This window comes from Sporomusa sphaeroides DSM 2875, assembly GCF_001941975.2.
Taxonomy (GTDB): domain Bacteria; phylum Bacillota; class Negativicutes; order Sporomusales; family Sporomusaceae; genus Sporomusa; species Sporomusa sphaeroides.
The window spans coordinates 4,406,185-4,429,744 of record NZ_CP146991.1 but is presented as its reverse complement, the minus strand read 5'-3'; the positions used below and the strand labels follow the sequence as shown (position 1 = coordinate 4,429,744).

Annotated in this window: 19 protein-coding genes; 16 read left to right on the top strand and 3 right to left on the bottom strand. The window is 50.3% G+C overall.

The window, feature by feature from the left end:
* Window positions 1-20: 20 nt before the first annotated feature.
* The 14 genes from SPSPH_RS20365 to SPSPH_RS20300 all read left to right on the top strand — a co-directional run bounded on the left by SPSPH_RS20365 (window position 21) and on the right by SPSPH_RS20300 (window position 15,660).
* Window positions 21-881 carry a response regulator gene (locus tag SPSPH_RS20365; RefSeq protein ID WP_075758039.1) on the top strand — a complete coding sequence of 287 codons (861 nt, stop codon included), beginning with the start codon at window positions 21-23 and terminating at the stop codon, window positions 879-881.
* 110 nt (window positions 882-991) lie between these two features.
* Window positions 992-2,116, top strand: coding sequence for a glycosyl hydrolase family 18 protein (locus SPSPH_RS20360; protein WP_075758040.1), 1,125 nt, complete (start codon window positions 992-994; stop codon window positions 2,114-2,116).
* A gap of 81 nt (window positions 2,117-2,197) precedes the next feature.
* Window positions 2,198-2,512 carry an MTH1187 family thiamine-binding protein gene (locus SPSPH_RS20355; RefSeq protein WP_075758041.1) on the top strand — a complete coding sequence of 105 codons (315 nt, stop codon included), beginning with the start codon at window positions 2,198-2,200 and terminating at the stop codon, window positions 2,510-2,512.
* A 223-nt stretch (window positions 2,513-2,735) separates the two neighbouring features.
* Entirely contained in the window at window positions 2,736-4,217 is a 1,482-nt protein-coding gene (locus SPSPH_RS20350; RefSeq protein ID WP_075758103.1) for an LCP family protein, read from the top strand.
* Window positions 4,218-4,347: 130 nt separating this feature from the next.
* Complete coding sequence (gene mrdA / locus SPSPH_RS20345) at window positions 4,348-6,162, top strand: penicillin-binding protein 2 (RefSeq protein WP_075758042.1); 1,815 nt, start codon at window positions 4,348-4,350, stop codon at window positions 6,160-6,162.
* Window positions 6,163-6,415: 253 nt separating this feature from the next.
* Window positions 6,416-7,060 (top strand): precorrin-2 dehydrogenase/sirohydrochlorin ferrochelatase family protein, encoded by a 645-nt coding sequence (locus SPSPH_RS20340; RefSeq protein WP_075758043.1) that lies wholly within the window; start codon window positions 6,416-6,418, stop codon window positions 7,058-7,060.
* Window positions 7,029-8,381, top strand: a complete 1,353-nt coding sequence (gene hemA / locus SPSPH_RS20335; RefSeq protein WP_075758044.1) for a glutamyl-tRNA reductase — start codon at window positions 7,029-7,031, stop codon at window positions 8,379-8,381. The genes SPSPH_RS20340 and hemA overlap by 32 nt, the downstream gene beginning before the upstream one ends.
* Window positions 8,347-9,282 carry a hydroxymethylbilane synthase gene (hemC, locus tag SPSPH_RS20330; protein WP_288185398.1) on the top strand — a complete coding sequence of 312 codons (936 nt, stop codon included), beginning with the start codon at window positions 8,347-8,349 and terminating at the stop codon, window positions 9,280-9,282. The genes hemA and hemC overlap by 35 nt, the downstream gene beginning before the upstream one ends.
* A gap of 11 nt (window positions 9,283-9,293) precedes the next feature.
* The gene (gene cobA, locus SPSPH_RS20325) at window positions 9,294-10,811 is read left to right on the top strand and encodes a uroporphyrinogen-III C-methyltransferase (RefSeq protein WP_075758045.1); all 1,518 of its coding nucleotides are present in this window, start codon (window positions 9,294-9,296) and stop codon (window positions 10,809-10,811) included.
* A gap of 124 nt (window positions 10,812-10,935) precedes the next feature.
* On the top strand, window positions 10,936-11,901 hold the full coding sequence (gene hemB / locus SPSPH_RS20320) for a porphobilinogen synthase (RefSeq protein ID WP_075758046.1): 966 nt from the start codon (window positions 10,936-10,938) through the stop codon (window positions 11,899-11,901).
* Between the two features lie 29 nt (window positions 11,902-11,930).
* Window positions 11,931-13,250 (top strand): glutamate-1-semialdehyde 2,1-aminomutase, encoded by a 1,320-nt coding sequence (gene hemL / locus SPSPH_RS20315; RefSeq protein WP_075758047.1) that lies wholly within the window; start codon window positions 11,931-11,933, stop codon window positions 13,248-13,250.
* 358 nt (window positions 13,251-13,608) lie between these two features.
* Window positions 13,609-14,646: a GGDEF domain-containing protein gene (locus tag SPSPH_RS20310; protein ID WP_075758048.1), complete on the top strand. Its 1,038-nt coding sequence runs from the start codon at window positions 13,609-13,611 to the stop codon at window positions 14,644-14,646.
* A gap of 314 nt (window positions 14,647-14,960) precedes the next feature.
* Window positions 14,961-15,272 carry an AbrB/MazE/SpoVT family DNA-binding domain-containing protein gene (locus SPSPH_RS20305; RefSeq protein ID WP_075758049.1) on the top strand — a complete coding sequence of 104 codons (312 nt, stop codon included), beginning with the start codon at window positions 14,961-14,963 and terminating at the stop codon, window positions 15,270-15,272.
* The gene (locus SPSPH_RS20300; protein WP_083945744.1) at window positions 15,226-15,660 is read left to right on the top strand and encodes a PIN domain-containing protein; all 435 of its coding nucleotides are present in this window, start codon (window positions 15,226-15,228) and stop codon (window positions 15,658-15,660) included. The genes SPSPH_RS20305 and SPSPH_RS20300 overlap by 47 nt, the downstream gene beginning before the upstream one ends.
* 142 nt (window positions 15,661-15,802) lie before the next feature.
* On the opposite strand, the gene SPSPH_RS20295 is transcribed toward SPSPH_RS20300, so the two are convergent.
* From SPSPH_RS20295 to SPSPH_RS20285, 3 genes are all read right to left on the bottom strand, one after another.
* Window positions 15,803-17,095, bottom strand: a complete 1,293-nt coding sequence (locus tag SPSPH_RS20295; RefSeq protein ID WP_075758051.1) for a dicarboxylate/amino acid:cation symporter — start codon at window positions 17,093-17,095, stop codon at window positions 15,803-15,805.
* A gap of 254 nt (window positions 17,096-17,349) precedes the next feature.
* The gene (gene hcp / locus SPSPH_RS20290) at window positions 17,350-18,648 is read right to left on the bottom strand and encodes a hydroxylamine reductase (protein ID WP_083945745.1); all 1,299 of its coding nucleotides are present in this window, start codon (window positions 18,646-18,648) and stop codon (window positions 17,350-17,352) included.
* A 99-nt stretch (window positions 18,649-18,747) separates the two neighbouring features.
* Window positions 18,748-20,886, bottom strand: coding sequence for a cell division protein FtsA (locus tag SPSPH_RS20285; RefSeq protein WP_075758052.1), 2,139 nt, complete (start codon window positions 20,884-20,886; stop codon window positions 18,748-18,750).
* A 196-nt stretch (window positions 20,887-21,082) separates the two neighbouring features.
* Here SPSPH_RS20285 and SPSPH_RS20280 point away from each other — a divergent pair, with 196 nt between their 5' ends.
* Complete coding sequence (locus tag SPSPH_RS20280) at window positions 21,083-21,919, top strand: DegV family protein (RefSeq protein ID WP_075758053.1); 837 nt, start codon at window positions 21,083-21,085, stop codon at window positions 21,917-21,919.
* Window positions 21,920-21,940: 21 nt separating this feature from the next.
* A complete protein-coding gene (locus SPSPH_RS20275) occupies window positions 21,941-23,554 on the top strand; it encodes a DAK2 domain-containing protein (protein ID WP_075758054.1) in 1,614 nt (537 codons plus the stop codon).
* Window positions 23,555-23,560 lie beyond the last annotated feature (6 nt).

Below are 23,560 nucleotides of genomic sequence, written 5' to 3'. Positions count from 1 at the left end.
TCTAATAGGGGTGTGAAGAAGTGCGTTTTGTTATTATTGAAGATGATCCGAGCGTTCGCAAGATTATGAGCAATATTATTGAAAAGTACAAATTGGGAACTGTAGTAGCTGAATGTGGTGATGGATTACAAGCCGAGTCAATCATTACCGAATATGCCCCCGACGTAGCCTTGGTGGACTTACTGCTGCCCGGGCAGGATGGCGTTGAGCTAATCAGAAAACTCAAAGAAACTAAGATAGAAACCTCCTGGATTATGATTTCCGAAAGTACCAGCCAGCCGATGATAACCAAAGCGTACCAGACCGGCATTGATTTTTATATTCATAAACCCATTAACGTTTTGGAGATCGTATCGGTTATTGGTAAGGTAGAGGAAAGCCGGCGTCTCAGGCAGGTCATGTCGCTTATTTCCCAAACAACGGCCCGTTATGTTGGCCCTGGCGGCCGGGCGGTAGCACCTGACGATAATACCAAGAAGAACAGGCTGAACCGGGTTTTTTCCGATCTGGGAATTATCGGGGAAGCCGGAGTGAAAAATATTCATCAACTGGCTCAATTGGTAAATTTGCGTCTGGCCGACGGGCATAGCCAATCGTATCAGCTGCATGAACTGTATCAGGAATTATCCCAGGAGATCGGCCAGGATGTTAAGACCATTGAGCAGCGGGTGCGGCGGGCTATTGCCAAGGCTATGCAGAATGTAGCCAATATGGGGATAGAAGACTACCATAACGACAAGTTTGAAATGTACAGCGGCGCTTTGTTTGATTTTAAAGAAATCAGGCAGGAGATGGCCTTCATTCAGGGTAAAGGCTCCTATCGGGGGAAAATTAATATAAAGAAATTTCTTGAAGGTTTATTGTTTTTGGCTGCCGAGTAATCCTAAGGCTTAGCAGACAGTTTTCAACAAAACTTCAAAAAATTGCAGGCATAAGAACTGTCACCCTGCCAATACTAAGGTTGAAGAATTCAACTATAGTAGCGGAAAGGGTGACAGTTTTGCGTAATAAGATGTACTACAAAGTCCTTAGCAGCGTTCTCCTGATCCTGTTTATTATGGCTGCCGTTTTTGCCGGCGGCTGTGGTACCGGCACACCGGCCCCTAAACCTTTAAATGACGATCAGACCGGTCAAAATGAGGACCGGACCGGTCAGATGGCTCCCGACAATGTGCCCATGCCACCACGCATGGTAATTGGGTATTATGAAAATCCCTGGCCGGGCACTCCGGATCAGTCAGGCTCATTTCCCAGCATGAAGGCCCATGCTAACAGTATGACGGGAGTAGGGCCCTTCTGGTTTAAGGCCACTAAAGAAGGTACCCTGGAGGCCAAGGATAGTCAACTGGTGTATGATACCGCCCGGCAGCTTGGACTTAGCATGTACCCGCTGGTCACTAATAAAACAGGTTCCACCGATGCTGTGCTGGGCGACCCGGCAGTGCGGACAAAGGTAACTGACAGTATTGTGAAACTGGTACAGGAAAAAGGCTATGACGGTATCAATATCGACTTTGAACTGCTGCCGCCTAAGCATAAAGACAACCTAACTGCCTTTATGACGGAATTGTACCCTAAAATGAAAGCCATCAATAAGGTGGTTATTGTGTCGGTATTTCCGCGGGTAGAAGTCGCCGAAGACGTTGCCGGTGCCTATGACTATCCTAATCTGGCTAAAAATGCCGATTTTCTACAGATTATGACTTATGATAATCACTGGGCCACTTCAGAACCCGGGCCGGTTGCTCCGGTTGACTGGTATGAGAAAAACATCAAATACGCCATTGAGCAGTCTGGCGGGCCCCATAAAGTAATTATCGGCGTGAGTGCGTACGGCTATGATTGGGTTGGTAAAAAGGGAGAAACGATAAAATATGTTGATGCCATTGTCTTGGCGGAAAAACATGGTGCAAAGATAAACTATGATGATAAAGCCCAAGCTCCCTGGTTCAAATACAAAGACCACGAAGTTTGGTTTGAAAATGACAAAAGCACGGCGGCTAAGCTGGATATTGTCGCTAAATATAATCCTGCCGGCATTGCTATCTGGCGCCTGGGGCAGGAACAGCCGGAGATTTGGGGGATTATTGATAAAAAGTTCCCCAAAGGCAAGTAATGTCGGCACCTGCCACAAATGTGGCAGGTATTTTTTTGTAAAGAAAGAATACTAATAATAATCAATATTGGAGGCGAGAGTATGAGTGTTGTCGAAGTCACTATTGTTCCTTTAGGTACCGGTTCGCCAAGTGTTAGTCAATATGTGGCCGGGTGCCACAAAATACTTGAGCAGGCTACGGATCTCAACTACCAGTTGACGCCGATGTCGACTATTATCGAAGGTGACCTGAACCGAATCCTGGAGGTTATCCGCCAAATGCATGATACACCCTTTGCCGCAGGGGCTCAGCGGGTATCAACCACCATTAGGATTGATGACCGGCGGGATAAAGAACTTACTATGGCAGGAAAAATAAAAGCAGTTACCGACAAACTAGATTTAGTTTCAGGATAAACTGTAATCTGACAAAAAAGTCCTTGACGTAAAACTACATATTTTGCTATACTTCAAACAAGCCCCCGTTGCTAGGGGGCTTGTCTTGTTATCCTAACAGAAAGTGGAATCTTTCTTAAAAACAGGATCAATATCGGCTTCCACCGTCGCCACAGGCTCGGCGCAAGCCGTGTTTCTTTATGTACTATATTTTGCAAAAGACGACGAAGGGGTGATTGTGTTAATGACATCATCGCGTCTCGAAAAACGGCTTGTCGAACAGCGCAAATCCCGGCGCAGCCGGTTTTTATTGATAATAACGTGTTTGCTGTTATTTGTCACTGTGGCTGGTGCGACCTACTACTGGTCAACAGGCGGCAAGTTTGAAAAAGCCCGGAAAACCGGTGCCGGTGTCGCAGGGCTGCCCAATAAAGTCAACATCCTGGTAATGGGTGTCGATGAGCGCAGTGACGATGTCGGACGCTCAGATACTCTGTTTGTTGTTACTGTAGATACGTCGACAAACCAAGTGGCACTATTGTCGGTGCCGCGTGATACCAGAGTCAGGATTCCCGGCCATGGCTGGGATAAAATTAATCATGCCTATGCTCTAGGCGGTCATAAGCTCTCTCAGCGCGCTGTTGAGGATTTGCTGGGCATTCCTATGGATTATTACGCCATTATTAATTTTGCCGCTTTCAATAAAATTGTTGATGCTGTAGGCGGTGTTACTATTGATGTCGAAAAACGCATGTACTACGAAGATCCTTATGATAATCTGGTCATTGACCTTAAGCCGGGTGAACAGCAAATGGACGGGCGTACCGCCATTAAATATGTGCGGTATCGCGATGAAGAGGGAGATATTGGCCGGATTGATCGCCAGCAGAAATTTGTTAAGGCCATGCTTAATGAAGTTGCCAGTCCCTTTATCCTGCCAAGGATACCGGGTATCATCCGGGAAGTAACCGACGCCCTTCAGACTGATTTGACAACCGCAGAAATGCTGAATCTGGCAAAACTGTTAAATGATGCCGCCAAGGCCGGTTTAAAGACCGAGATGGTTCCGGGAAAACCGGCCTATATTCACGATATTAGTTATTGGCTGCCGGATATTGTTGAGCTACGAAACTATGTGGCTTCATCTCAGGGGATGACGACAGATGGAAAATTTGTGTCTGCAGCGCGTACGCTGGCCAGCCAGTATGAACGCTCCATCCCGCAGGAAATGAAGATTGTTGAAGTACCGAAGAAACCGGCAGTAGATGAAAAAGATTCGAAAAAGAATACCCTGAAAGATCCCGAAGATCCGGAGGAAAAAGATCTGAAGGAAAAAGATCCGAAAAAACCGGCCATAACCAATCCAAAAGCTCCTGACAAGCCAAAAGACACGAAAAAAACCAGGGTGCCGGAACCCAAACCCCCGGCAAAAACCAAAACTCCGGCAGCAGATAGCGGCAAGCTGAAGTTTGAAGTAGTTAATGCCAGCGGTACTCCGGAAGCCGGCAACCAAATGGCAGCAGAGCTTAGGAGTCAGGGCCATGATGTTATCAGTGTGGCGGGGATTAGCGCTGCCAACAAAAATACGGTAGTGATCGCTAACAGCAGTGAAGCCGGCAGTCAGTTAGCTGGTTTGCCTTTCCGTTATGCGCTCCAGGTAAATAATGACGATAGCAAAGCCAATGTAGTAAAAATAATTGTGGGCAAAGATTATGTGAACCGGTAAGAAAAAATAAAACTGTTTCCCGGCGCCAATCGTAGCTTAGCTTCTGCAAAAGCAGCAGCTAAGCTATTTTTTTTGTTTATTATGGGATACTATGGATGTATTTACCGCATACAGGAAGAGGGGACAGTAGATGTGGATTGAGCAAATCCGCCGTCTTAAGATAGTGGGCCTTGTTGTTGTTGGCATTGTTAGCCTATTGGTGCTCCGGCTGGTATGGCTGCAACTGCTCCAGGGAGCTCATTACAAAAAAAATGCCGAACAGAACCGTACCCGGCAAATCAGCGTCCAGGCGCCGCGTGGTGTCATATATGACAGGAATGGCGAAATTCTTGTAAGCAGCAGACCAAGTTTTGCCGTTTCCATTGTTCCTCATGAATATACCAATCCGCAGGAAGCTACGCCGCTGCTCGCATCCATTACCGGTGTGGCGGTTGAGGAGATTAATCAATTATTGGCAGACAGTATTGACTTTCCGTATACACCGGTACGGATACAACGCAATGCCGATGATGTCATGATTGCCAGGATACAGGAGCGCCAGTATTATCTGCCCGGAGTAGTCCTTGAAGCCATACCTGTCAGGCAGTATGTCTATGAAGAACTGGCTTCCCATGTGCTGGGGTTTGTCGGCAGAATTAGCCAGGAGGAATATGCCAGGAACAAAGAACAGGGATACCACCCTGCCGACTTAGTTGGCAAGGACGGTTTGGAGCGGGAATGGGAGGAAGTGCTGCGCGGTACGGACGGTAGCCGGCAGTCAGAAGTTAACGCCAGCGGCGAAGAAGTCCGCCCTCTGGGGAACCGGCCGTCTGTTACCGGCCGGGGACTGGTATTAACCCTTGATGCGAATCTGCAAAAAGCGGCAGAAGAAGCGCTGGCCGCTCAGGTGGCAGCCAGCCGTACGATCGGTGAACCTGCCAAGGGTGGCAGTGTGGTTGTGCTTGATGTCAACACCGGCGGTGTATTGGTAATGGCCAGCAATCCGCCCTTTAATCCCAATCTGTTTGCGGGAGGCATTAGCAGTAAAGCCTGGAATGAGCTGATTGCCAATCCTGATCATCCGTTAAACAACCGGGCTATCCAAAACGCCTATCCGCCTGGTTCGGTATTTAAAATTGTTACCGCCGCCGCGGCGCTGGAGATGAACCTTACCACGCCGCAGGAGATATTTGACGATAGAGGTGTTTATGTACTAAATGGCTGGCGCTTTTACGGCTGGAATGTTAAAGGCCTTGGTAAGTTAAACATAGTTGACGGTTTGTCCTTATCGAGCGACCCGGTATTTTACGAACTGGGGCGCCGTCTGGGGGCGGATAACCTGGCAGCATATGCTTTAACCTTTGGCTTGGGCAAAGCCACCGGAATTAAGCTGGCAGGGGAAGTGAAGGGAATAGTACCTTATATTGAGTGGAAACAGGCCAATTATGGTGAGCCCTGGTATCCGGGAGAAACGTTGATTGCCGCCATTGGTCAGGGCTATTATCTGGCAACACCGTTGCAGCAGGCGCTCTTGACTATGGCTGTAGCCAACGGTGGTATTGTCTATAAGCCAAGGCTTGTTGACCAAGTGCTGACACCGGAGGGCAGTCTTGCCGCAAGTTTGCCGCCTGAGGTTTTATGGACAATCTATCTGCGGCCTGAAGTGTGGGACACTGTGCGGCAAGGATTGATTGCAGTTACCACCCGTGGCACCGGTGCCGCCGCATTCAAAGACTTTCCGCAAACAATAGCCGGAAAATCCGGTTCGGCAGAAACCGGCAGAGGTACTACCCATTCCTGGTTTGCTTGTTATGCTCCGGCCGAAAAGCCGGAAATTGCCATGGCTGTTCTCGTGGAAGAAGGCGGTGATGCTTCTGTGGCCGCCGTACCGGTTACCCGCCGGGTATTGGAAGCTTATTTCGGCATACCGAACAAGCAACTGCCGCCTGCGCCAACAACCGATTGAAGGTGGCAGACAAGGACGGTATGATAGGCAAGATTGCGCAGCGATCTTGCCTTATAAGTTTTGTGTACCACACAAGATCCGCGCGGGCGACCGTCATAAAGCGCTGCGCCGCTGGCAATTACCCTTCGCTTATACATAACGGCGCCCCGTGACTCAGCGGTTTTTATTATTGCAAGTTAAAGGAAATTACCATTTAATCGCGAAGTATGATAAAATATTTGTGAAACTATAACGTAATCCGGGACGTGAATGTATGCAAGTGTACCCAATTAATTTAAAATTAACCGGTCGGCGTTGTGCGGTTGTCGGTGGTGGGGCAGTAGCTGAGCGGAAAGCAGCGGCACTTATCGCCGCCGGGGCTGAGGTCACGGTATTTAGTCCGGTATTGACGCCCGGGCTTAGTGCGTTGCAGGAAGCAGGCGGCTTGTGCTGGACGCCGCGTGTCTATGTTGATGGTGATTTACATAACTTTTTTCTGGTATTCTGCGCCACCGACCAGCGGGAGATAAACCGTCAGGCAGCCGAGGCCGCACGGGCGGCAGGAGCCATGGTTAATATTGCCGATGCGCCCGAGTTGTCTGATTTTTATGTGCCGGCACACATTGCCCAGGGCGATTTGCTGATTACCGTATCAACAGGCGGCGCCAGTCCTGTTTTAGCCAGACGGCTGCGGGAGGAAATAGCTGCAAGGTATGGACCGGAGTACGGTCAATATCTGGAGCTGCTTGCCAAGCTGAGGCCGGAGATGAAAAAGCGGCTGGCAACAGCCAAAGCCCGGGAAAAATTCTGGCGGGAAACCATTGATCAAGAGGTGCTTGATTTGCTTAGAAAAGGCAAGTTTAGCGAAGCAGAGGAGAGAATGCGCCATGCAGCTTGTTGTATTAGGACTGAACCATAGAACCGCCCCGGTAGAAGTTCGAGAATGCTTCTCCTTTTCCGAAGAGCAAATCAAGGCGGCTTACAAACGTATTCATGAATATGATGATATTCGTGAATGCGTCATTTTGTCTACCTGCAACCGGACAGAGATGTATGCTGTTGTAGAAGATTCTGATGATGCTTTACCGGTCATGCAGGAGTTTCTTGATCATATGTCGCCGGGAGTGCTGGCTGAGACCAGCTATGATTATTTATTTTATTTTCAGGCAGAAGAATGTATTAGGCACCTGTTCCGGGTGAGCTCCAGTCTGGATTCGCTGGTGCTCGGTGAAGGCCAAATATTAAGCCAGGTAAAAACGGCCTATACTCTCGCCCGGACGTCAGGTGCTACCAGTACGGTGCTAAATACACTGTTTAACCGGGCGATTGCTGTTGGCAAGAAGGTGCGTACAGCAACCCGCATTGCTTATAATGCCGTGTCGGTAAGTTATGCCGCCGTTGAACTGGCTAAGAAAGTGCTGGGGGATTTGTCAGATTCCAACGTGCTGGTATTAGGGGCCGGTGAGATGAGCGAGCTGACAGCCCGGTACCTGGTGGCGAGCGGGGTGAAAACCGTATTTGTGTCCAACCGCAACCTGGACAGGGCCGAGGCTTTGGCGGACAAGTTCCGGGGAGTGGCCGTGCCGTTTGAACACTTTATGAAATGTGCGGTGGACGCCGATATCGTCATTACTTCCACCGGTGCTCCCCACTACATTATCCGCACCTGGGATGTCGCCCACCTGATGCCCAAACGAAAGGGACGGCCGATTTTGTTCATTGATATTGCTGTGCCGCGTGATATTGAACCCGAGGTTGAGGCCATCGCCGGTGTGACTCTCTACAACATTGACGCTTTGGAAGCGGTGGTGGAATCCAATTTGCGCGAGCGGGAACAAGAGGCGGCTGCGGCTGAGCAACTGATTGACGAGGAAATGGCCTGTATTATTGCCCGGTTTCGCTATCTGGCCTACCAGCCTACCCTTGCCCGCCTGACCGACAAAGCTGAACGCATCCGGCAGCGCGAGGTTAAGCGGGCGATGGCGAAGCTGCCGGACATTACGGCTGAGGAACGGCGCATTGTGGAAAACATGTCGAAAATGATTGTGCGGAAATTGCTGCGTGATCCCATTATCAGGCTTAACGAAGCCGCCGGTACGGATAAGGAATATTACTACCAGGATGCTCTTCGCAACATGTTTCAGTTGGACCATTCCATGGATATGGTGCGGGAGCGGGCAGGTCATCGAGGAGAGGAACAAGATAGTGAAGCAAAAACTTGTCATCGGTACGCGCGGTAGTAAGCTGGCTCTCTGGCAGGCCCAGCATATAGCCGCCTGTTTGCGTGAGCGCTACCCGGAAATAGCAATAGAACTGAAACATATGGTAACAACCGGTGATAGAATCCTGGATGTGCCGTTAGCCAAAATCGGCGGTAAGGGTTTGTTTACCAAAGAACTAGAGGTGGCCATGCTGAGCGGTGAAATCGACTTAGCGGTACACAGTCTGAAAGATATGCCCACCGAATTGCCGGAGGGGCTGGTGCTGGCCGCCGTTACCGACCGGGTTGATCCCGGTGATGCTTTAATTAGTCCTCAATATAAAACACTGGATAACCTGCCGGCTCACGCGAGGGTAGGAACCTCCAGCCTGCGGCGCAAAGCCCAGCTCCTGAACGTCCGTCCGGATCTTACCATTGTTGATCTGCGGGGCAATTTGGATACCCGCCTGAAAAAACTGACAACCGAGAAACTTGACGCCATCTTGCTGGCGGTGGCCGGCCTCAGGCGCTTGGGCTGGGATGAACATATTACTCAGATTTTGCCGCAGGATATTTGCCTGCCGGCAGTTGGTCAGGGAGCTTTGGCCATTGAAGCGCGGGAAGATGATCCGGAGACGCTTGCCTTGCTGGCGTTTTTAAATCATGAGCCAACCCGGCAGGCCACCCTGGCGGAGCGGACCTTTCTGGCAGAAGTCGAGGGTGGCTGCCAGATACCGATCGGTGTTTACGGAGAGATCAAAGCAACAGGACAGCTAAGCTTGCAAGCCGTTATTATGTCGCCTGACGGCCAGGAAGCTGTGCATGATGCTATTGACGGCAGTCCGGCAGACGCTAGCTTGCTGGGACATACTCTGGCTGTACGCATGCTTGACAACGGCGGGCGTGAAATATTGGCAAAACTATTTGCCGGGGAGATGTAGGGGAGGATTCTATGAACCAGCCAATTGTCTACTTAGTCGGTGCCGGTCCCGGGGATTACGGGCTGATTAGTTTGAAAGCCATAGAATGTATTAAACAAGCCGATACTATCGTGTATGACCGGCTGGCCGATGACCGCCTGCTGGATCAGGCCCGGCCCAATGTTGAACTCATCTATGTAGGAAAGGCTTCCAGTGACCATACCATGCGGCAGGAGGATATCAACCAACTGCTGGTGGATAAGGCTAAAGAGAATAAAATTGTTGTCCGTCTCAAAGGTGGTGATCCGTTTGTTTTCGGGCGTGGGGGAGAAGAGGCCCTCACTCTCTTGGCTAACGGTATTCCTTTTGAGGTGGTGCCTGGTATTACTTCGGCTATCTCCGTACCAGCCTATGCCGGTATTCCGGTAACCCATCGGGGGATTGCCACCTCCTTTGCCGTTATTACCGGTCATGAAGATCCGACCAAGGGCGAATCCGGCATGAAGTGGGATAAGCTGGCTACTGCGGTAGATACCCTGGTGTTTCTCATGGGGGTGGAAAATCTGCCCCATATTACTGCCAAGCTCGTTGAACATGGCCGTCCGGCCGACACTCCGGCCGCTGTCATCCGCTGGGGCACCAAACCGGAACAGGAAGTGCTGGTGACCACCGTTGGGACGGCTGCCGGCGATGTTGCCGCCAGAGGCTTAAAGCCGCCGGCCATCTTCATTGTCGGTCAGGTTGTCACCCTGCGCGACAAATTAGCCTGGTTTGACAATAAGCCTCTGTTTGGCAAAAAAGTGCTGGTTACCCGGGCGCGCGAACAAGCCAGCGTCCTTACTGACGGTTTAGCCAAGCTGGGTGCCGACTGTATGGAAGCTCCGGCCATAAAGATTGTGCCGCCGGCAAGCTATGAACCGCTTGATGCGGCTATTGCCTGTCTACAGGAATATGATTGGCTGATCTTTACCAGCGTGAATGGCGTGGAGCATTTCTTTTCCCGTATGGCAGCCGCCGGACTGGATACCAGAGCCATTAAAGCCAAAGTGGCCGCTATCGGCTCGCCGACCGCCGCCAGACTTAAAGGCTATGGGATTGTCGCCGATATCATTCCGGCCGAATTCAGAGCCGAAGGCGTTATTGAGGCGCTGAAACCCCATATAACGCCCAGTATGAAAGTACTTATTCCCCGGGCCCTGGTTGCCAGGGATATTCTGCCGGAAAAGCTGACCGAGCTGGGAGCCTGCGTCAATGTTGCCCCCGCTTACCGTACCGTTACCGGCGATACCGACGGCCAGGAGCTGGCTGCTGCTTTAGCGGCAGGCAGCATTGATCTGGTTACATTTACCAGCTCATCCACCGTTACCAACCTGTTGGCATTGCTGGGACAGGACGGTGCCCGGCTGGTTGCCAAAGCCAAAGTGGCCTGTATCGGCCCGATTACCGCCGAGACCTGTTTGACTCACGGCATCAAGCCTGACATTATTGCCGAGGAATATACGATTAAAGGTCTCATTGAAGCCATTACCACCTTATATGGAATCGGCTAGAATTTTTCCGGATATGCTGCCGGTAACGCCTGCAAGGCTTTGCCGGCTACTATATAGTTAGTGCTGCAGCCAGCGATAATATGAAGCATATCAACGGATGCAGCACACAAGGAGGAATTATATTATGTCCATGGTATATCGTCCCCGGCGGCTGAGAGCTACCAGCGGCATCCGCAATATGGTGAGAGAGACGGCTTTGACACCTGACAACCTGGTCTACCCAATATTTGTCGTACCAGGCACCAAAGTGAAAAAAGAAATTTCCTCGCTGCCGGGCAACTACCATCTGTCGCCGGACATGGCCGTTGAATTGGCACGGGAAGTATATGCTCTGGGCATACCTGCTGTGCTGGTATTTGGCCTGCCTGAATACAAAGACGAGCGCGGCAGCAGTGCCTGGGATATGAAGAGCCCGGTACAGCAGGCTATTTTAGCCATCAAAAAGGCGGTGCCTGAACTTGTTGTCATTAGTGATGTCTGTTTGTGCCAGTATACCGATCATGGGCATTGCGGCCTGTTAAACGGACATAAAGTGGATAATGATCCGACGCTGCCGCTGCTGGCTGCGGTTGCCTTAAGTCATGCCAAGGCCGGTGCCGACATGGTGGCGCCTTCCGATATGATGGACGGCCGGGTGGCTGCCATCCGGACCGGACTTGATGCCGGTGGCTATAGTGATGTAAGCATCATGTCCTATGCCGCTAAATATGCTTCTGCCTATTACGGGCCATTCCGGGCGGCCGCCGATTCGGCTCCCCAGTTTGGTGACCGGCGGGCCTACCAGATGGATCCGGCTAACTCCCGGGAAGCGCTAAAAGAAGTGGCGCTGGACATCGAAGAAGGCGCCGATCTTGTTATCGTTAAGCCTGCTTTGGCTTACCTTGATATTGTCCGGCAGGTAAAAGACCGGTTCCTGCTGCCGGTTGTTGCTTATAATGTGAGTGGCGAATATGCCATGGTTAAGGCAGCGGCGGCTCAAGGGCTGATTGACGAACAGCGGTTGGTTATGGAGACACTGCTGGGGATGAGGCGCGCCGGTGCGGATATTATTATTACCTACCATGCTCTTGACGCTGTGCGGTGGTTATAACGTTTCTGTTTGAAAGGAGTTAGAATGGCATGAATTTTACATTAGAGAAATCAGCAACTGCCTTTGCGGAGGCTAAGCGCTATATTCCCGGCGGTGTCAACAGTCCGGTCCGTTCCTTCCGGGGTGTTGGCGGTACGCCGCCGTTCATTGCCAAAGCGGCAGGCAGCCGGATTTATGATATTGACGGTAATTCCTATATCGACTATGTTGGTTCCTGGGGTCCCATGATTTTGGGCCACGCGCATCCGGAAGTAATCGGCGAATTAACCGAGGCTTTAATGCGCGGCACTAGCTACGGTGCTCCTACTCTGCTTGAAACCGAGTTGGCGCGGCTGATTACCGAAGCCGTACCCTCTATGGAACTTGTCCGCTTTGTCAACTCCGGTACCGAAGCCACTATGAGCGCTCTCAGACTGGCCCGGGCCTATACGAAACGCAATAAAATCGTCAAATTTATCGGCTGTTATCATGGTCATCATGACAGTCTGTTGATTAAAGCCGGGTCAGGCGCTGCTACCTTCGGTGTGCCGGACAGTCCGGGGGTGCCTGATAGCATTGCCAGCAATACTCTGACAGTAGAGTATAATGATGCGGCAGGTTTGGCGGCGATATTTGAAAAACAGGGTGAGGATATTGCCGCTGTCATTATTGAACCCGTACCCGGCAATATGGGGATGGTTCTGCCGCGCCCCGGTTATCTGGAAGCAGTACGGGACATTACTGAAAAACATGGTGCTCTGCTGATCTTTGATGAGGTCATGTCCGGTTTTCGGGTAGCCTATGGCGGAGCCCAGGAAGTATTTAATATTACACCCGACCTTACCTGTTTGGGCAAAGTTATCGGCGGCGGCCTGCCTGTTGCTGCCTATGGCGGCCGCAGGGATATTATGGAGCTCATAGCGCCGTCCGGGCCGGTTTACCAGGCCGGGACATTAAGCGGCAATCCGCTGGCTATGACGGCAGGGATTGCCACCTTGCACCTGTTAATGCAAACCGAAACCTTCTACGAAGATGTGACGAAAATGACAGCTGCGTTATGTGCCGGTATCAAGGCACAGGCAGAGAAACATGGCTTTAACTTCCAATTCCATCAGCTTGGCACGATGTTTGGCCTATTCTTTAGTGAAACCCCGGTCTATGATTATGCCAGTGCCAAACAGTCGGATATAGCCGCCTTTAATATTTTCTTCCATGCCATGCTGGAACAGGGAATTTATCTGGCACCGTCACAATTTGAAGCCGCTTTTATGTCTGGAGCACATTCGCAGGCTGATATAGATGCAACCATTGCCGCCAGCGGCAATGCCTTTGCGAAAGTGGCTCAATACTATAGTCAACAAAAAGCGTAACTGGATCGACCCTGTGTACACGATACACTGGGTCGATTTTTTATCCCAACAGAAAATATAACTTCAGCTCGGTGCAAGCCGTGTTTTCTTTATGTCTAACAAAAATATATACGTTTGCGCGCCCCCTGAAGCCTTATAAAGAAGATGCCGGTACGAGGGCCGGCCGGACGGCCGCCATACAACGCTGTATTACTGGCACTTAACTTATGTCGATTTTTGTAAAATTATAAGGGAATTTGCGTTTGGATTTTCTAGAAAATAACAGAAAATTTTTAACTTTTTATTTTGTGAATATGATAAGATAGTACTATTAGCAAAGTATATACTATACCTCTGCAGGTAAAGGAGCTTGAGGTTCGTGAGTTTTGCCAAGCGCATGTTGGTGATACGAATATGGGGTGATCCCGCCTCACAACTGCAAATTATTGTCAGGCGCATGAGCAGTATTTCCGCCTTATTCAGCATGATAGCTGCTGTGGCAATCTCCGGCCCGCAGTGGCTGGTAGTTGTTGCCTTAGCGGTTACGCATATTATGTATAACTTGGTTTTTTGCTGGCAGCGACCTAAACTGCAATTGGGTGAACTTGTTTTCAATTTGGCATTGTGTGCGGGTTTTACGCTGGCTGGGGCTTTGCATAGTGAAGTCTTATATCATTTGCTGTTGATGCGCATGGTACTCAGGGGCGGGCGCAGCCGGGTCTGGCGAATGGTTGCGGTTGTTTCGTTTGTGTATATGGCCGCTCATTCATTGGTGGCAGGAGCCTTTACAGCTGCTTTTTGGCTGGAGCACATTTATAATATTATTGCGTTTGCCGTGGTATCCTTTACTACTGTTTATATGCTGCGGGTTGCTGAAAGCCAGCAGCAGCAGGAAGGACAAATTGCCCAGCTTATGCGGGAAAATGCCCGGCACTATAAACTAGCCCATACCGATGAGCTGACAGGCTTGCTGAACCATCGCTCCTATTTGGAAAAAACGGCTGATTTACAGCAATATGCCCTGTTAATTGTCGATATTGACCATTTTAAGCAACTCAATGATGCTTATGGCCATTTGTTTGGGGATCAGGTGCTGACAACCATCGGCAATATTATCAGAATGAATATTCGTAGTAAAGATATGGCTTTCCGCTATGGCGGCGAGGAATTCGCGCTGGTTTTACCGGGAACATCTTTGGAACTGGGGTTTAAAATTGCTGAGCGCCTCCGCTTTCAGGTAAGCAGCTGCGATTTTTTCCATCATGGGGAGCGGGTCAAAGTCACTATCAGTATCGGGGTGGCACTCAAGCAGCAAGGACTGACTTGCCAGGATGCATTTCAGGAGGCTGACAGCGCTTTGTACCGGGCTAAACGGCAAGGCCGCAACCAATGTGTGGTGTTTGAAACCGCAATTTAATGTTCGTGTACATAATTCAAGGCGAGAGAGTCTGTGTTGAAGAGCATAGTTTCGGCACGGCTCTTTTTACTATTTTAAATTCTCTTATCACAAGCAATTCAGATTGAATCTATGCAAAAAAAGCTACCACCTAATCAATGGTTACAAAATGTTGAATATTTTTGCAAGTACCTTATAAAAACAATGTTTAAAAATCTTTATTTTTATGGCATAATAAAAGTAATGTATCGATTATTTAGAAGTACACTGTTATCATATTTTTTCATATGCTAAATGTAAGATTACTAAACATGAAATCCGGAGGTAGTAAATGTATGAATATGGCAGAACGTGCTGGCCGGTTAATGGAATTTCGGCGTATTCCTGTGAGCAGCCAGGGGCAGGTCACCTTGCCTAAGGCAATTCGTGAACGTTTGGGCGTTACGGCCGGAGGAACTCAGCGCATTACTATTTTTGTTAAGTCTGACGGTATAATAGTTATTGAGCCTGAGCCGACAGTCAATGAGCTTTTTGGGATCTTAAAAACAACAACTCCCACGAGCCCGGCCAATATTCGCGAGCTTAGGGGGGCGATGGTTAATGAACGAATCCAAGGACGTGGCTATGATACCAAAGAGCAGGATTGATACCAATATTATCATCAGGTTTTTGGTGGGTGACGGCGGTGACCATGCCAATAAAGCCAAGGCTTTATTTGAAAGGGCTGCGGCCGGGGAAGAAATTTTGGTTTTATGTGATACTATTTTTATCGAAACTGTATTTGTGCTGCAAAGCTACTATAAGCATAGCCGTACCGATATTTCCAAAGCCTTACGGGCTTTGATACGGTTGCCCGTGATTGAGACTGAAACAGAGGTAGCGACACTTGCTCAAGCTTTAGATTTCTATGAAATGGATGGGATTGACTGGGCTGACGCTATTGTTGCCGCTAAAGCGTTAACCTATGGTCAGGCAGTGTATTCGTTTGATCATCATTTTAATAAATTTCCTGGCGTTATACGAAAAAAATTATAATTTTTATTGTGCAAGTCTAAGGGGCGAATCACCTGCGGTGATTCGCCCCCTTTTTAATCCCAAAAACAGGATAAGGTCAACATCGGCTTCCGCAGTTGCCAAAGGCTTGGCGCAAGCCGTGTTTTCTTTAAAATATACCTAATTAGCAATCAACACTGCCGGTGGCGTTGAGCTCTTCCTCGGTAACGCTGGCGCTGACCAGTTTCGCGATAACTAAGTCGCCGGATACGTTCAGCGTCGTTCTGCACATATCAAGGAAACGGTCAACACCGAGAATCAAGCCAAGACCTTCCACCGGCACACCGACATTTACGCATAAAATCGCAATGATTGGCAAGGTGCCGCCAGGAACGCCGGCGGTGCCGATGCCGCCTAAAACAGCTGTCAATACGACAATGATTTGCTGTTCAATTGAGAGGTTGACGCCGAAAACCTGCGCCAGGAACAACAGTACCACACCTTCATAGAGACCGGAGCCATTCTGGTTGGCCGAAGCGCCGCAGGTCAGGACAAAGCGGGAAATCTTCGGCGGCAGTTTTAAGGTTTTCTCTGCCGTTTCCAACGCGATTGGCAAAGTGGCATTGGAGGAAGCGGTAGAGAAAGCGTATATATAGGCTTCCTTGCAAGCCTTGAAGAATTCCCAGGGATTGGTTCTGGCAAATATTTTAAGAAATGCGGAGTAAACGACAAGCTGCTGAATTAAGATACTGAGCACGACCACAGCGGCAAAATAAGCGACATTGGTCAGGAACCCGGCGCCCATCCGATAGGTCGTATTGAATACAATGGCAAAAATGCCGTAAGGAGCAAGTCTCATAGCCCAGTCAATGATTTTCAGCGAAATATCAAAGATGGACTGCAACATGCGAACAAGCGGATGTTCTTCCTCCTTAATGACTATGCTCATGGCATAGCCAAACATTAGTGCGAACACCATGACGGCAATGATTTCGCCGCCAAAGGCTCTGGCGGCAGAGTCAATCGGGTTTTGCGGAATTAAGTCAGTAATATAAGTAGTCCAGGGCTTATTTTGTGCAAGCTGCACATTTTTATTGATGCTGATAACTCCTTGGTTCTTGGCCAGCGCTTCTTTGTCAAATTCCACTCCAGCTCCGGGCTGCATAATATTGGTCATGGTGACGGCGAGCATAACGGCAATTACGCTCAGCGCAACCGTGAACATGAGCGACTTGGCGGCAACCTTGCCCAGATTGCGGCCTTTGCCAAGCTCATACACGCCCAGCATTAGCGCCGATACCAACAGGGGAACAACCACCATGAAAATCATTTTGAGGAATATGGCACCGGTCAGGGTGCACAAATCGGTGACTGTTTTCATGAAGGGATAGGATTTTTCGGGAAGAGTATAATAACCAATTAGACCAACTATGATACCCAAGACAAAACCTAACAGCAGTTTTTGATATTGCTTCATACTTTTAACCTCCTATCTCAAATTTTGTTTTCATGCTGCGGAATGAAAGGGGACACCTCCTTTGGCATAATGATATTAAGTGGAAAGTATTACAATAAATGTATAATTTGCTTTTTTTATAATTATTCCTTTTATTTCTAATCAAATATTTTCAAAATTTAAAAAATACAAAATACATTCGTTAGGTTACTTGTGCAACCAAGCAAAAAAAAGGGGACGAATCACGCGTAGTGATTCGCCCCTTGACGTTTCTGTTAGCCTAAGATGGCTTTCAAATCTTCATCCGGAGTGGTAATTGGCTGAAGACCGAAATTGTCGTTGAGTACTTTGAATACTCCCGGGGTTACGAAAGCCGGAGCTGTTGGCCCTAAGCGGATGTCCTTCACGCCGAGGTGCAGGAGGGTAAGCAGGATGGCAACAGCTTTTTGTTCAAACCAGGAGAGTACAAAGGAGAGCGGCAGGTCATTTACGCCGCAATTGAAGACTTTGGCAAGAGCAACCGCCACTTGAATACCCGAGTAGGCGTTATTGCACTGGCCGAGGTCGATGAGGCGGGGAATGCCGTCAATGGTGCCGAAGTCAAGATGGTTAAAGCGGTATTTGCCGCAGGCTACGGTAAGAATTACGCAATCTTGCGGAATTTTTTCAGCCAGTTCGGTGTAGTAGTTACGGCCGGGTTTAGCACCGTCACAACCGCCAATGAGGAAGAAGCGTTTAATTTTTCCGGCTTTAACAGCATCGACAATTTTGTCAGCCAGGCCGAGAATGGCGTTGTGGTGGAACCCGGTAGTCAGCGTGTAAGCGCCTGCTTTGTCAGCAAGCTGCGGCAGAGCCTTAGCTTTAGCGATAATTTCCGAGAAGTCGCGGTCGGCGATGTGGTTACCACCCTGGAGGCCGGCTACACTGCGGGTATAGATGCGGTCACCGTAGGTCTCATTGGCTGTCAGCGGCATTACACAGTTGGTAGTCACTAAGATTGCACCGGGGAAGGCTTCAAATTCTTTGCGCTGGTTCTGCCAGGCGGTACCATAGTTGCCAATAAGATGTTTGTATTTTTTGAGTTCAGGATAAGCATGGCCTGGCAGCATTTCACCATGGGTGTAAATATTGATGCCGGTGCCTTCGGTTTGTTTTAAGAGTTCTTCCAAATCAAGCAGGTCATGGCCGGTAACTAAGATACCGTGGCCGGCTTTAAAACCTGTGAATACTTCTGTAGGTACAGGTGAGCCAAAACGGTCAACATGGGCTTTATCCAACAGTTCCATGACCTTAAGGTTAATTTCACCGCATTTCAATACCATGGCAATATGTTTTTCCAAGCTGAAATTTACGTTAGTCAGCGTGAAGAATAAGGCGTCATGCATGAAAGCGTCAACTTGCTCGTCACGGGCACCCAGTTCGCGGGCATGGTGAGCATAGGCGGCAATGCCTTTGAGGCCGAAAATCAGGGTATCCTGTAAACTGGCAATATCTTCGTTTTTTCCGCAGACGCCAATTTTGGTACAGCCTGAGCCACCTGCAGTTTGTTCACATTGATAACAAAACATACTCATTTCTCAAATCCCCCTTGTTTGTTTGTAGCTTATGTTGTCATTATAAGGGATAAAGCAACCCGGGACTGTGACGTATGTCACAGTCCCGGGTGATTTTTCTCAAATTTCAGTTGTTTTAATATCCACCTTGTCTCCATTTGTAACAACTGCCGTATATTCAGTGGGTAAACCATTGAGCAATACGGTAATCCTGCCAACCGGCGGCAGGGTACGAGGATCAAAATCGGCAGCCAGCAATACATCACTAATGAGCGGCTGGCGGTCAGGGGATATAGTAAATTCAATGGTACTGCCGGGAACTGCAGTTTGGCCGGCTTCTGCCGGCTGGCCATCCAATACTATGCTATAGCGGCGGACCGGGATAGCGCAGGGGGCGCCGTTGAATAATACATGAATGGTATCGTCATCTTTGGCGGTAATTCCCAGGACTTCTGCCAGGGTGGGCAGCGGTGGCTTGAGGGTTTCAATCCTGTCGCCCGGGGAAAGCGGACTGTCCAGGGAAGCGGTAACAGCATTAATTGTATATTTGGGCCATACTCTGTAGGAACGGTCGGCACCGTTGACCTGGTAGCGATATTCAGCAGGTGTGGCGACGAGATTCAACCCGGCAAGCACTTGTTCTAATGTTTCTATAGATGTGATGCAAATTTGATCACGGTCGCACAGGCGCGTATCAGGCTCAGCCGGAATCCCGTTTACCGTTACCGGCGATTCCAGTTGAAAGCTTTGACCGTCAAGCAGAATGGTCAGCGGCTCAGGCAGGGGTGCGATTTCTCTGAGCAAAGGTGTCGGCGTTATACCGTCAGAGCCTGGTGTTATTTCCAGAATATCCTGATCACAGAGGATATCGGTAAGCTTGGCTGGCTGGCCGCTGCGCATAATTTGACCGGCAATACCATGACCGCCGGGAATAAAGCGGGTTTGGCCATTGACGGAAATGGTCAGACCCATGCCTGGCCGGCCGCGCAGTGCCCGGATATCAATGCCGGCGGCCAGGAGCGCATCGGCTATGGTTAAGCGGCTTAGGTTAAACAAGCGGATGGGCCGCTCGTTGACGGTAATATTGATGAAGTTTAAGGTACGTCCGCCGGCCAGTTTTAAAATGCCCAGTGGTGTCACCGCATCAGGGGTGCATAAGGCAGAGGGTATGCCGGTAATGCCTTCAATGGAATCAGGGCGGCGAATGGCAACTCTGGCTGCCGGAATATCCAGAGCCTCCGCTAATGCTTCCGGTAAGAGCGGTGTCAGGGCGCCGCCGCCGACCAGGAGGACGGCCTGCGGCTGCTGGGTATTGAGAGTCAGAATTTCGCCGGCAATGGCTTGGGCCAGTTCAACTACTTTGGGGGCCAGGGAATCAATAATGGTCTTGGCCGACTCTTTGTGAGGCATGCCCAGCACGTCGGTGAAAGCAATTTTTTTATTATTACTGCCAAGCTGGCGTTTAACCGTTTCGGCGACATTGAAATCAAGCAAAAAATGTTGTGATATGGCTTCGGTAATTTCATCTCCGGCCAGTGGCACCATGCCATAGCCAATCACTGAGCCGTCGCGGGTAATAGCTACATCGGAGGTGCCTGCGCCGACATCGACAAGTACGAGATTTAGATGGCGCATGGTTGAGGGGATGAGGACATTAATGGCGGCAATGGGTTCCAGCGTAAGGGTTGCCATTTCCAGACCGGCGGCCTGAATGGAAGATTGCAGGGAATCAATGACTTGCCGGGGGAGGAAGGTGGCAATGACTTCAATGGCCGAGCGTTTGCCGCGCTGGCCAACAAGGCTCTTGATGCGGGTGCCATCCAGGCTGAAGCTGACGACGCTGTAGCCGACACAGTAGTAATCGGCCGGGTCAGCCACCGCACCGGAGGTAGCCAGTTCGGCCTGGGCCGTCTGGATGGCCGCCAGTTCAAGGGAGCGTTCATCCTCCGGGGTAAGTGGACCGCGGGAGGCTGTCTCCAGTTCGGCTGAAATCCGCAGGGTGCACAGGGCGCGGCCGGCGGCAGCTACCGCGACTTTGGTCAATTTGCCGACAGTCGCCTCCAGGCGGGAAGTGACTGCCGCCAGTACCCCGGCAACTTCCTGTACATCATGAATCTGCCCGTCAAGCATAGCCCGGGTATGGTGCTCTTCCCGTTCTGAGGCTGTCAGTTTGATTGTGCCGTTTTGCACCTCGCCGACAAGTCCGACGACGCTTCTGGTACCGATATCTAAAGCAAAGAGGAGTTGGTTATTGTCCATAAGTACTCCTTCATTCATTGTATTCAGAATCAACAATGCTAATTTCGCCGCAGGATATCCTATATCCTGTCAGTAAATTTAAGAATATGGCACACATTTATGATTTTTGTCTAAGATTCATAACAATATTTTAGTGTATTGCGTCAGATTATTTGGTAAGATATAGTTTAGGTAGTAGGAGAGGAGGTTACGTAAGTTGTCTACTATACATATAATACTTGACAGTACTGCTAATGCACCTGAAGAAATGCTGGCAGCTCACCCCAACCTTCATATAGTACCGCTAAAAGTGATTATCGGGGATACTGACTGGAATGAGCCTGAACTGAGCAATGCAGAACTGTTTCGCATAGCTAAAGAAAAAGGGATACATCCGCGCACCTCGCAGCCGGCACCGGGCGATTTTGCCCGGGTATTTTCTCCGACAGCCGAGGGGCATCCAATAATAATGATTAGTGTTTCGGGTGGTTTAAGCGGGACCGTTAACGGTGCCAGAGCGGCGGCCAAAGAATTTAAGGGCCGTGAAATCTATGTGATTGATTCCCGTACGTCGTCAATTGGCATGATAAAAATGGCAGAGGTGGCACTTAAGCTGGCTGCTGCCGGCAACCCGGCAGCGGCTATTGCCGAACAGCTGCAGCAGATGGCAGATGCCACCCATACGCTGATTCTGCCTGACTCTCTGGATTATCTGTATAAAGGCGGCCGGATTGGCGGTGCAGCGGCACTGGTTGGTTCGATTTTGCAAATTAAGCCTATCCTTACCTTGCGCGAAGGTAAGGTAGTGGTGTTTGATAAGGTGCGTACCCGGACGCGGGCGGTGGCACGGATGCTGGAGGAACTGGATAAGCATGGTGAACTTGAATATATTGGGGTGGCGCATGGCGAAGCCCAGGCAACAGCCCAGGAAATATATGATACGGTTTGCCAACGCTACCCCAACATTCCGGTATCACTGAGCGGTATCGGTTCGGCACTTGGCGCCCATTTGGGTCCTGGTGTCCTTGGCCTGTTTTTTCAAAAGAAGCAGTAATACAGTAGAGGAGGGAACTGTATGCAATCCAGCATGGATGTCATTAATGGGAGAGATTTTCGCCGCATGATTGCCGGGGCGTATGGAGCCTTCATGCGCGAACACGAATACATCAACAGTCTCAACGTCTTTCCTGTACCGGATGGTGATACCGGTACGAATATGCTGCTGACATTGGGGGCTGTGGCCAAAGCGGTGGCCGAAGCGCCTGATGAGGGGATTGGTTCGCTGGCGCGCCGGGGTGCGGACAGTGCCATTATGGGGGCCAGAGGCAACTCCGGGGTGATCTTGTCGCAACTCTTGCGCGGCATTGCCCGGGGGCTGTCCGGCAAGGACACGGCTACGGCGGCGGAAGTGGGCAAAGCCTTTCAATATGGCGTACTGTACGCGTACCGGGCAGTAGCCCGGCCGGTTGAGGGCACCATCCTGACGGTGGCGAAGGGCATTGCCAAGGGGACGCACCGGGCGGTGCGGGACCGGGTGGCTTTTGCCGATATTTTGACAGAAGCAATTAGCGCCGGACAGGAGGAACTTAAACGGACACCGGACTTATTGCCGGCGCTCAAGGCCGCCGGAGTAGTTGATGCCGGCGGTCAGGGCCTGATTGTGTTTCTGGCAGGGTGTCTGGAAGGGCTGGAGGGGCGGTTCAGCGGGCCTGAAGCCGACTTTGGCCGTACCCTGACAATATCCGGCATGACTGCTGAGGTCAATATTGCCCATCCGTATTGCACCGAGTTTGTGGTCAAGCGATTTGCCGCCAGTAAAGCAGAAGTTAAGCGTCAGTTAGAGCAGATGGGTGATTCACTGGTGATCGCACCCGGTGAGGGCATTTTAAAAGTACATATTCATACCGCTCACCCGGGCGCCGTACTGGAATCGGCAATCGCCTGGGGAACGCTGCATGATATTAAGATTGATAATATGTCTGATCAACACCGGCAAACGCTGGAGACTGCCGAGGAGGCGCAGGTCAGGTCAGGACTGGCCGTCATTAGTGTGGTATCAGGCGAGGGGCTTGCCAACATTATGCAGCAAATGGGGGCAGACATTGTTATTACCGGCGGGCAAACCATGAATCCGCCGGTAGAGGAGTTCGTGGCCGCTATCCACAACAGCTCGGCCGAAACCTATATTATCTTGCCTAACAACAAGAATATTGTGCTGGCTGCGGCGCAGGCGAAAAAACTATTGGGTGACGACCGGGTGGCTATTGTGCCTACCACCAATGTGCCGCAAGGCTTGGCGGCTGTACTGGCCTTTGATGCCCAGCGTGATTTGGCTGACAATCTGGCCCGGATGACGGAGGCGCAGGCTGCGGTGAAATCAGCCAGTCTGACGATTGCTGTCCGCGATTCGCTGGTGAATGGGCAGAAGGTGCCTGAAGGTGCATATATCGGCGTCATTGACGGCAATGTGGCGGTGTGGGCTGACGGGTTGTCCGCGGCGTTGACGCAGGTCGTTAAACAACTGGTTGAGCCTGATACCGGCATCGTCAGCCTGTACTACGGAGCAGAGCTTGACGAGGCTGAAGCTAAGGTCCTGGCAGCAGGGCTTGCCGCACAGCTTGATGCTGTGGAAATAGAAGTGTATTTTGGCGGGCAGCCGCACTATCAATTTATCATCAGTGTGGAGTGACAGGGA

Coding starts and splice junctions, on each gene's coding strand:
- SPSPH_RS20355 (WP_075758041.1), top strand. CDS start 2,198: ATGAGTGTTGTCGAAGTCACTATTGTTCCTTTAGGTACCGGTTCGCCA.
- SPSPH_RS20350 (WP_075758103.1), top strand. CDS start 2,736: ATGACATCATCGCGTCTCGAAAAACGGCTTGTCGAACAGCGCAAATCC.
- mrdA (WP_075758042.1), top strand. CDS start 4,348: ATGTGGATTGAGCAAATCCGCCGTCTTAAGATAGTGGGCCTTGTTGTT.
- SPSPH_RS20340 (WP_075758043.1), top strand. CDS start 6,416: ATGCAAGTGTACCCAATTAATTTAAAATTAACCGGTCGGCGTTGTGCG.
- hemA (WP_075758044.1), top strand. CDS start 7,029: ATGCAGCTTGTTGTATTAGGACTGAACCATAGAACCGCCCCGGTAGAA.
- cobA (WP_075758045.1), top strand. CDS start 9,294: ATGAACCAGCCAATTGTCTACTTAGTCGGTGCCGGTCCCGGGGATTAC.
- hemB (WP_075758046.1), top strand. CDS start 10,936: ATGTCCATGGTATATCGTCCCCGGCGGCTGAGAGCTACCAGCGGCATC.
- hemL (WP_075758047.1), top strand. CDS start 11,931: ATGAATTTTACATTAGAGAAATCAGCAACTGCCTTTGCGGAGGCTAAG.
- SPSPH_RS20305 (WP_075758049.1), top strand. CDS start 14,961: ATGAATATGGCAGAACGTGCTGGCCGGTTAATGGAATTTCGGCGTATT.
- SPSPH_RS20300 (WP_083945744.1), top strand. CDS start 15,226: ATGAACGAATCCAAGGACGTGGCTATGATACCAAAGAGCAGGATTGAT.
- SPSPH_RS20295 (WP_075758051.1), bottom strand. CDS start 17,095: ATGAAGCAATATCAAAAACTGCTGTTAGGTTTTGTCTTGGGTATCATA.
- hcp (WP_083945745.1), bottom strand. CDS start 18,648: ATGAGTATGTTTTGTTATCAATGTGAACAAACTGCAGGTGGCTCAGGC.
- SPSPH_RS20285 (WP_075758052.1), bottom strand. CDS start 20,886: ATGGACAATAACCAACTCCTCTTTGCTTTAGATATCGGTACCAGAAGC.
- SPSPH_RS20275 (WP_075758054.1), top strand. CDS start 21,941: ATGCAATCCAGCATGGATGTCATTAATGGGAGAGATTTTCGCCGCATG.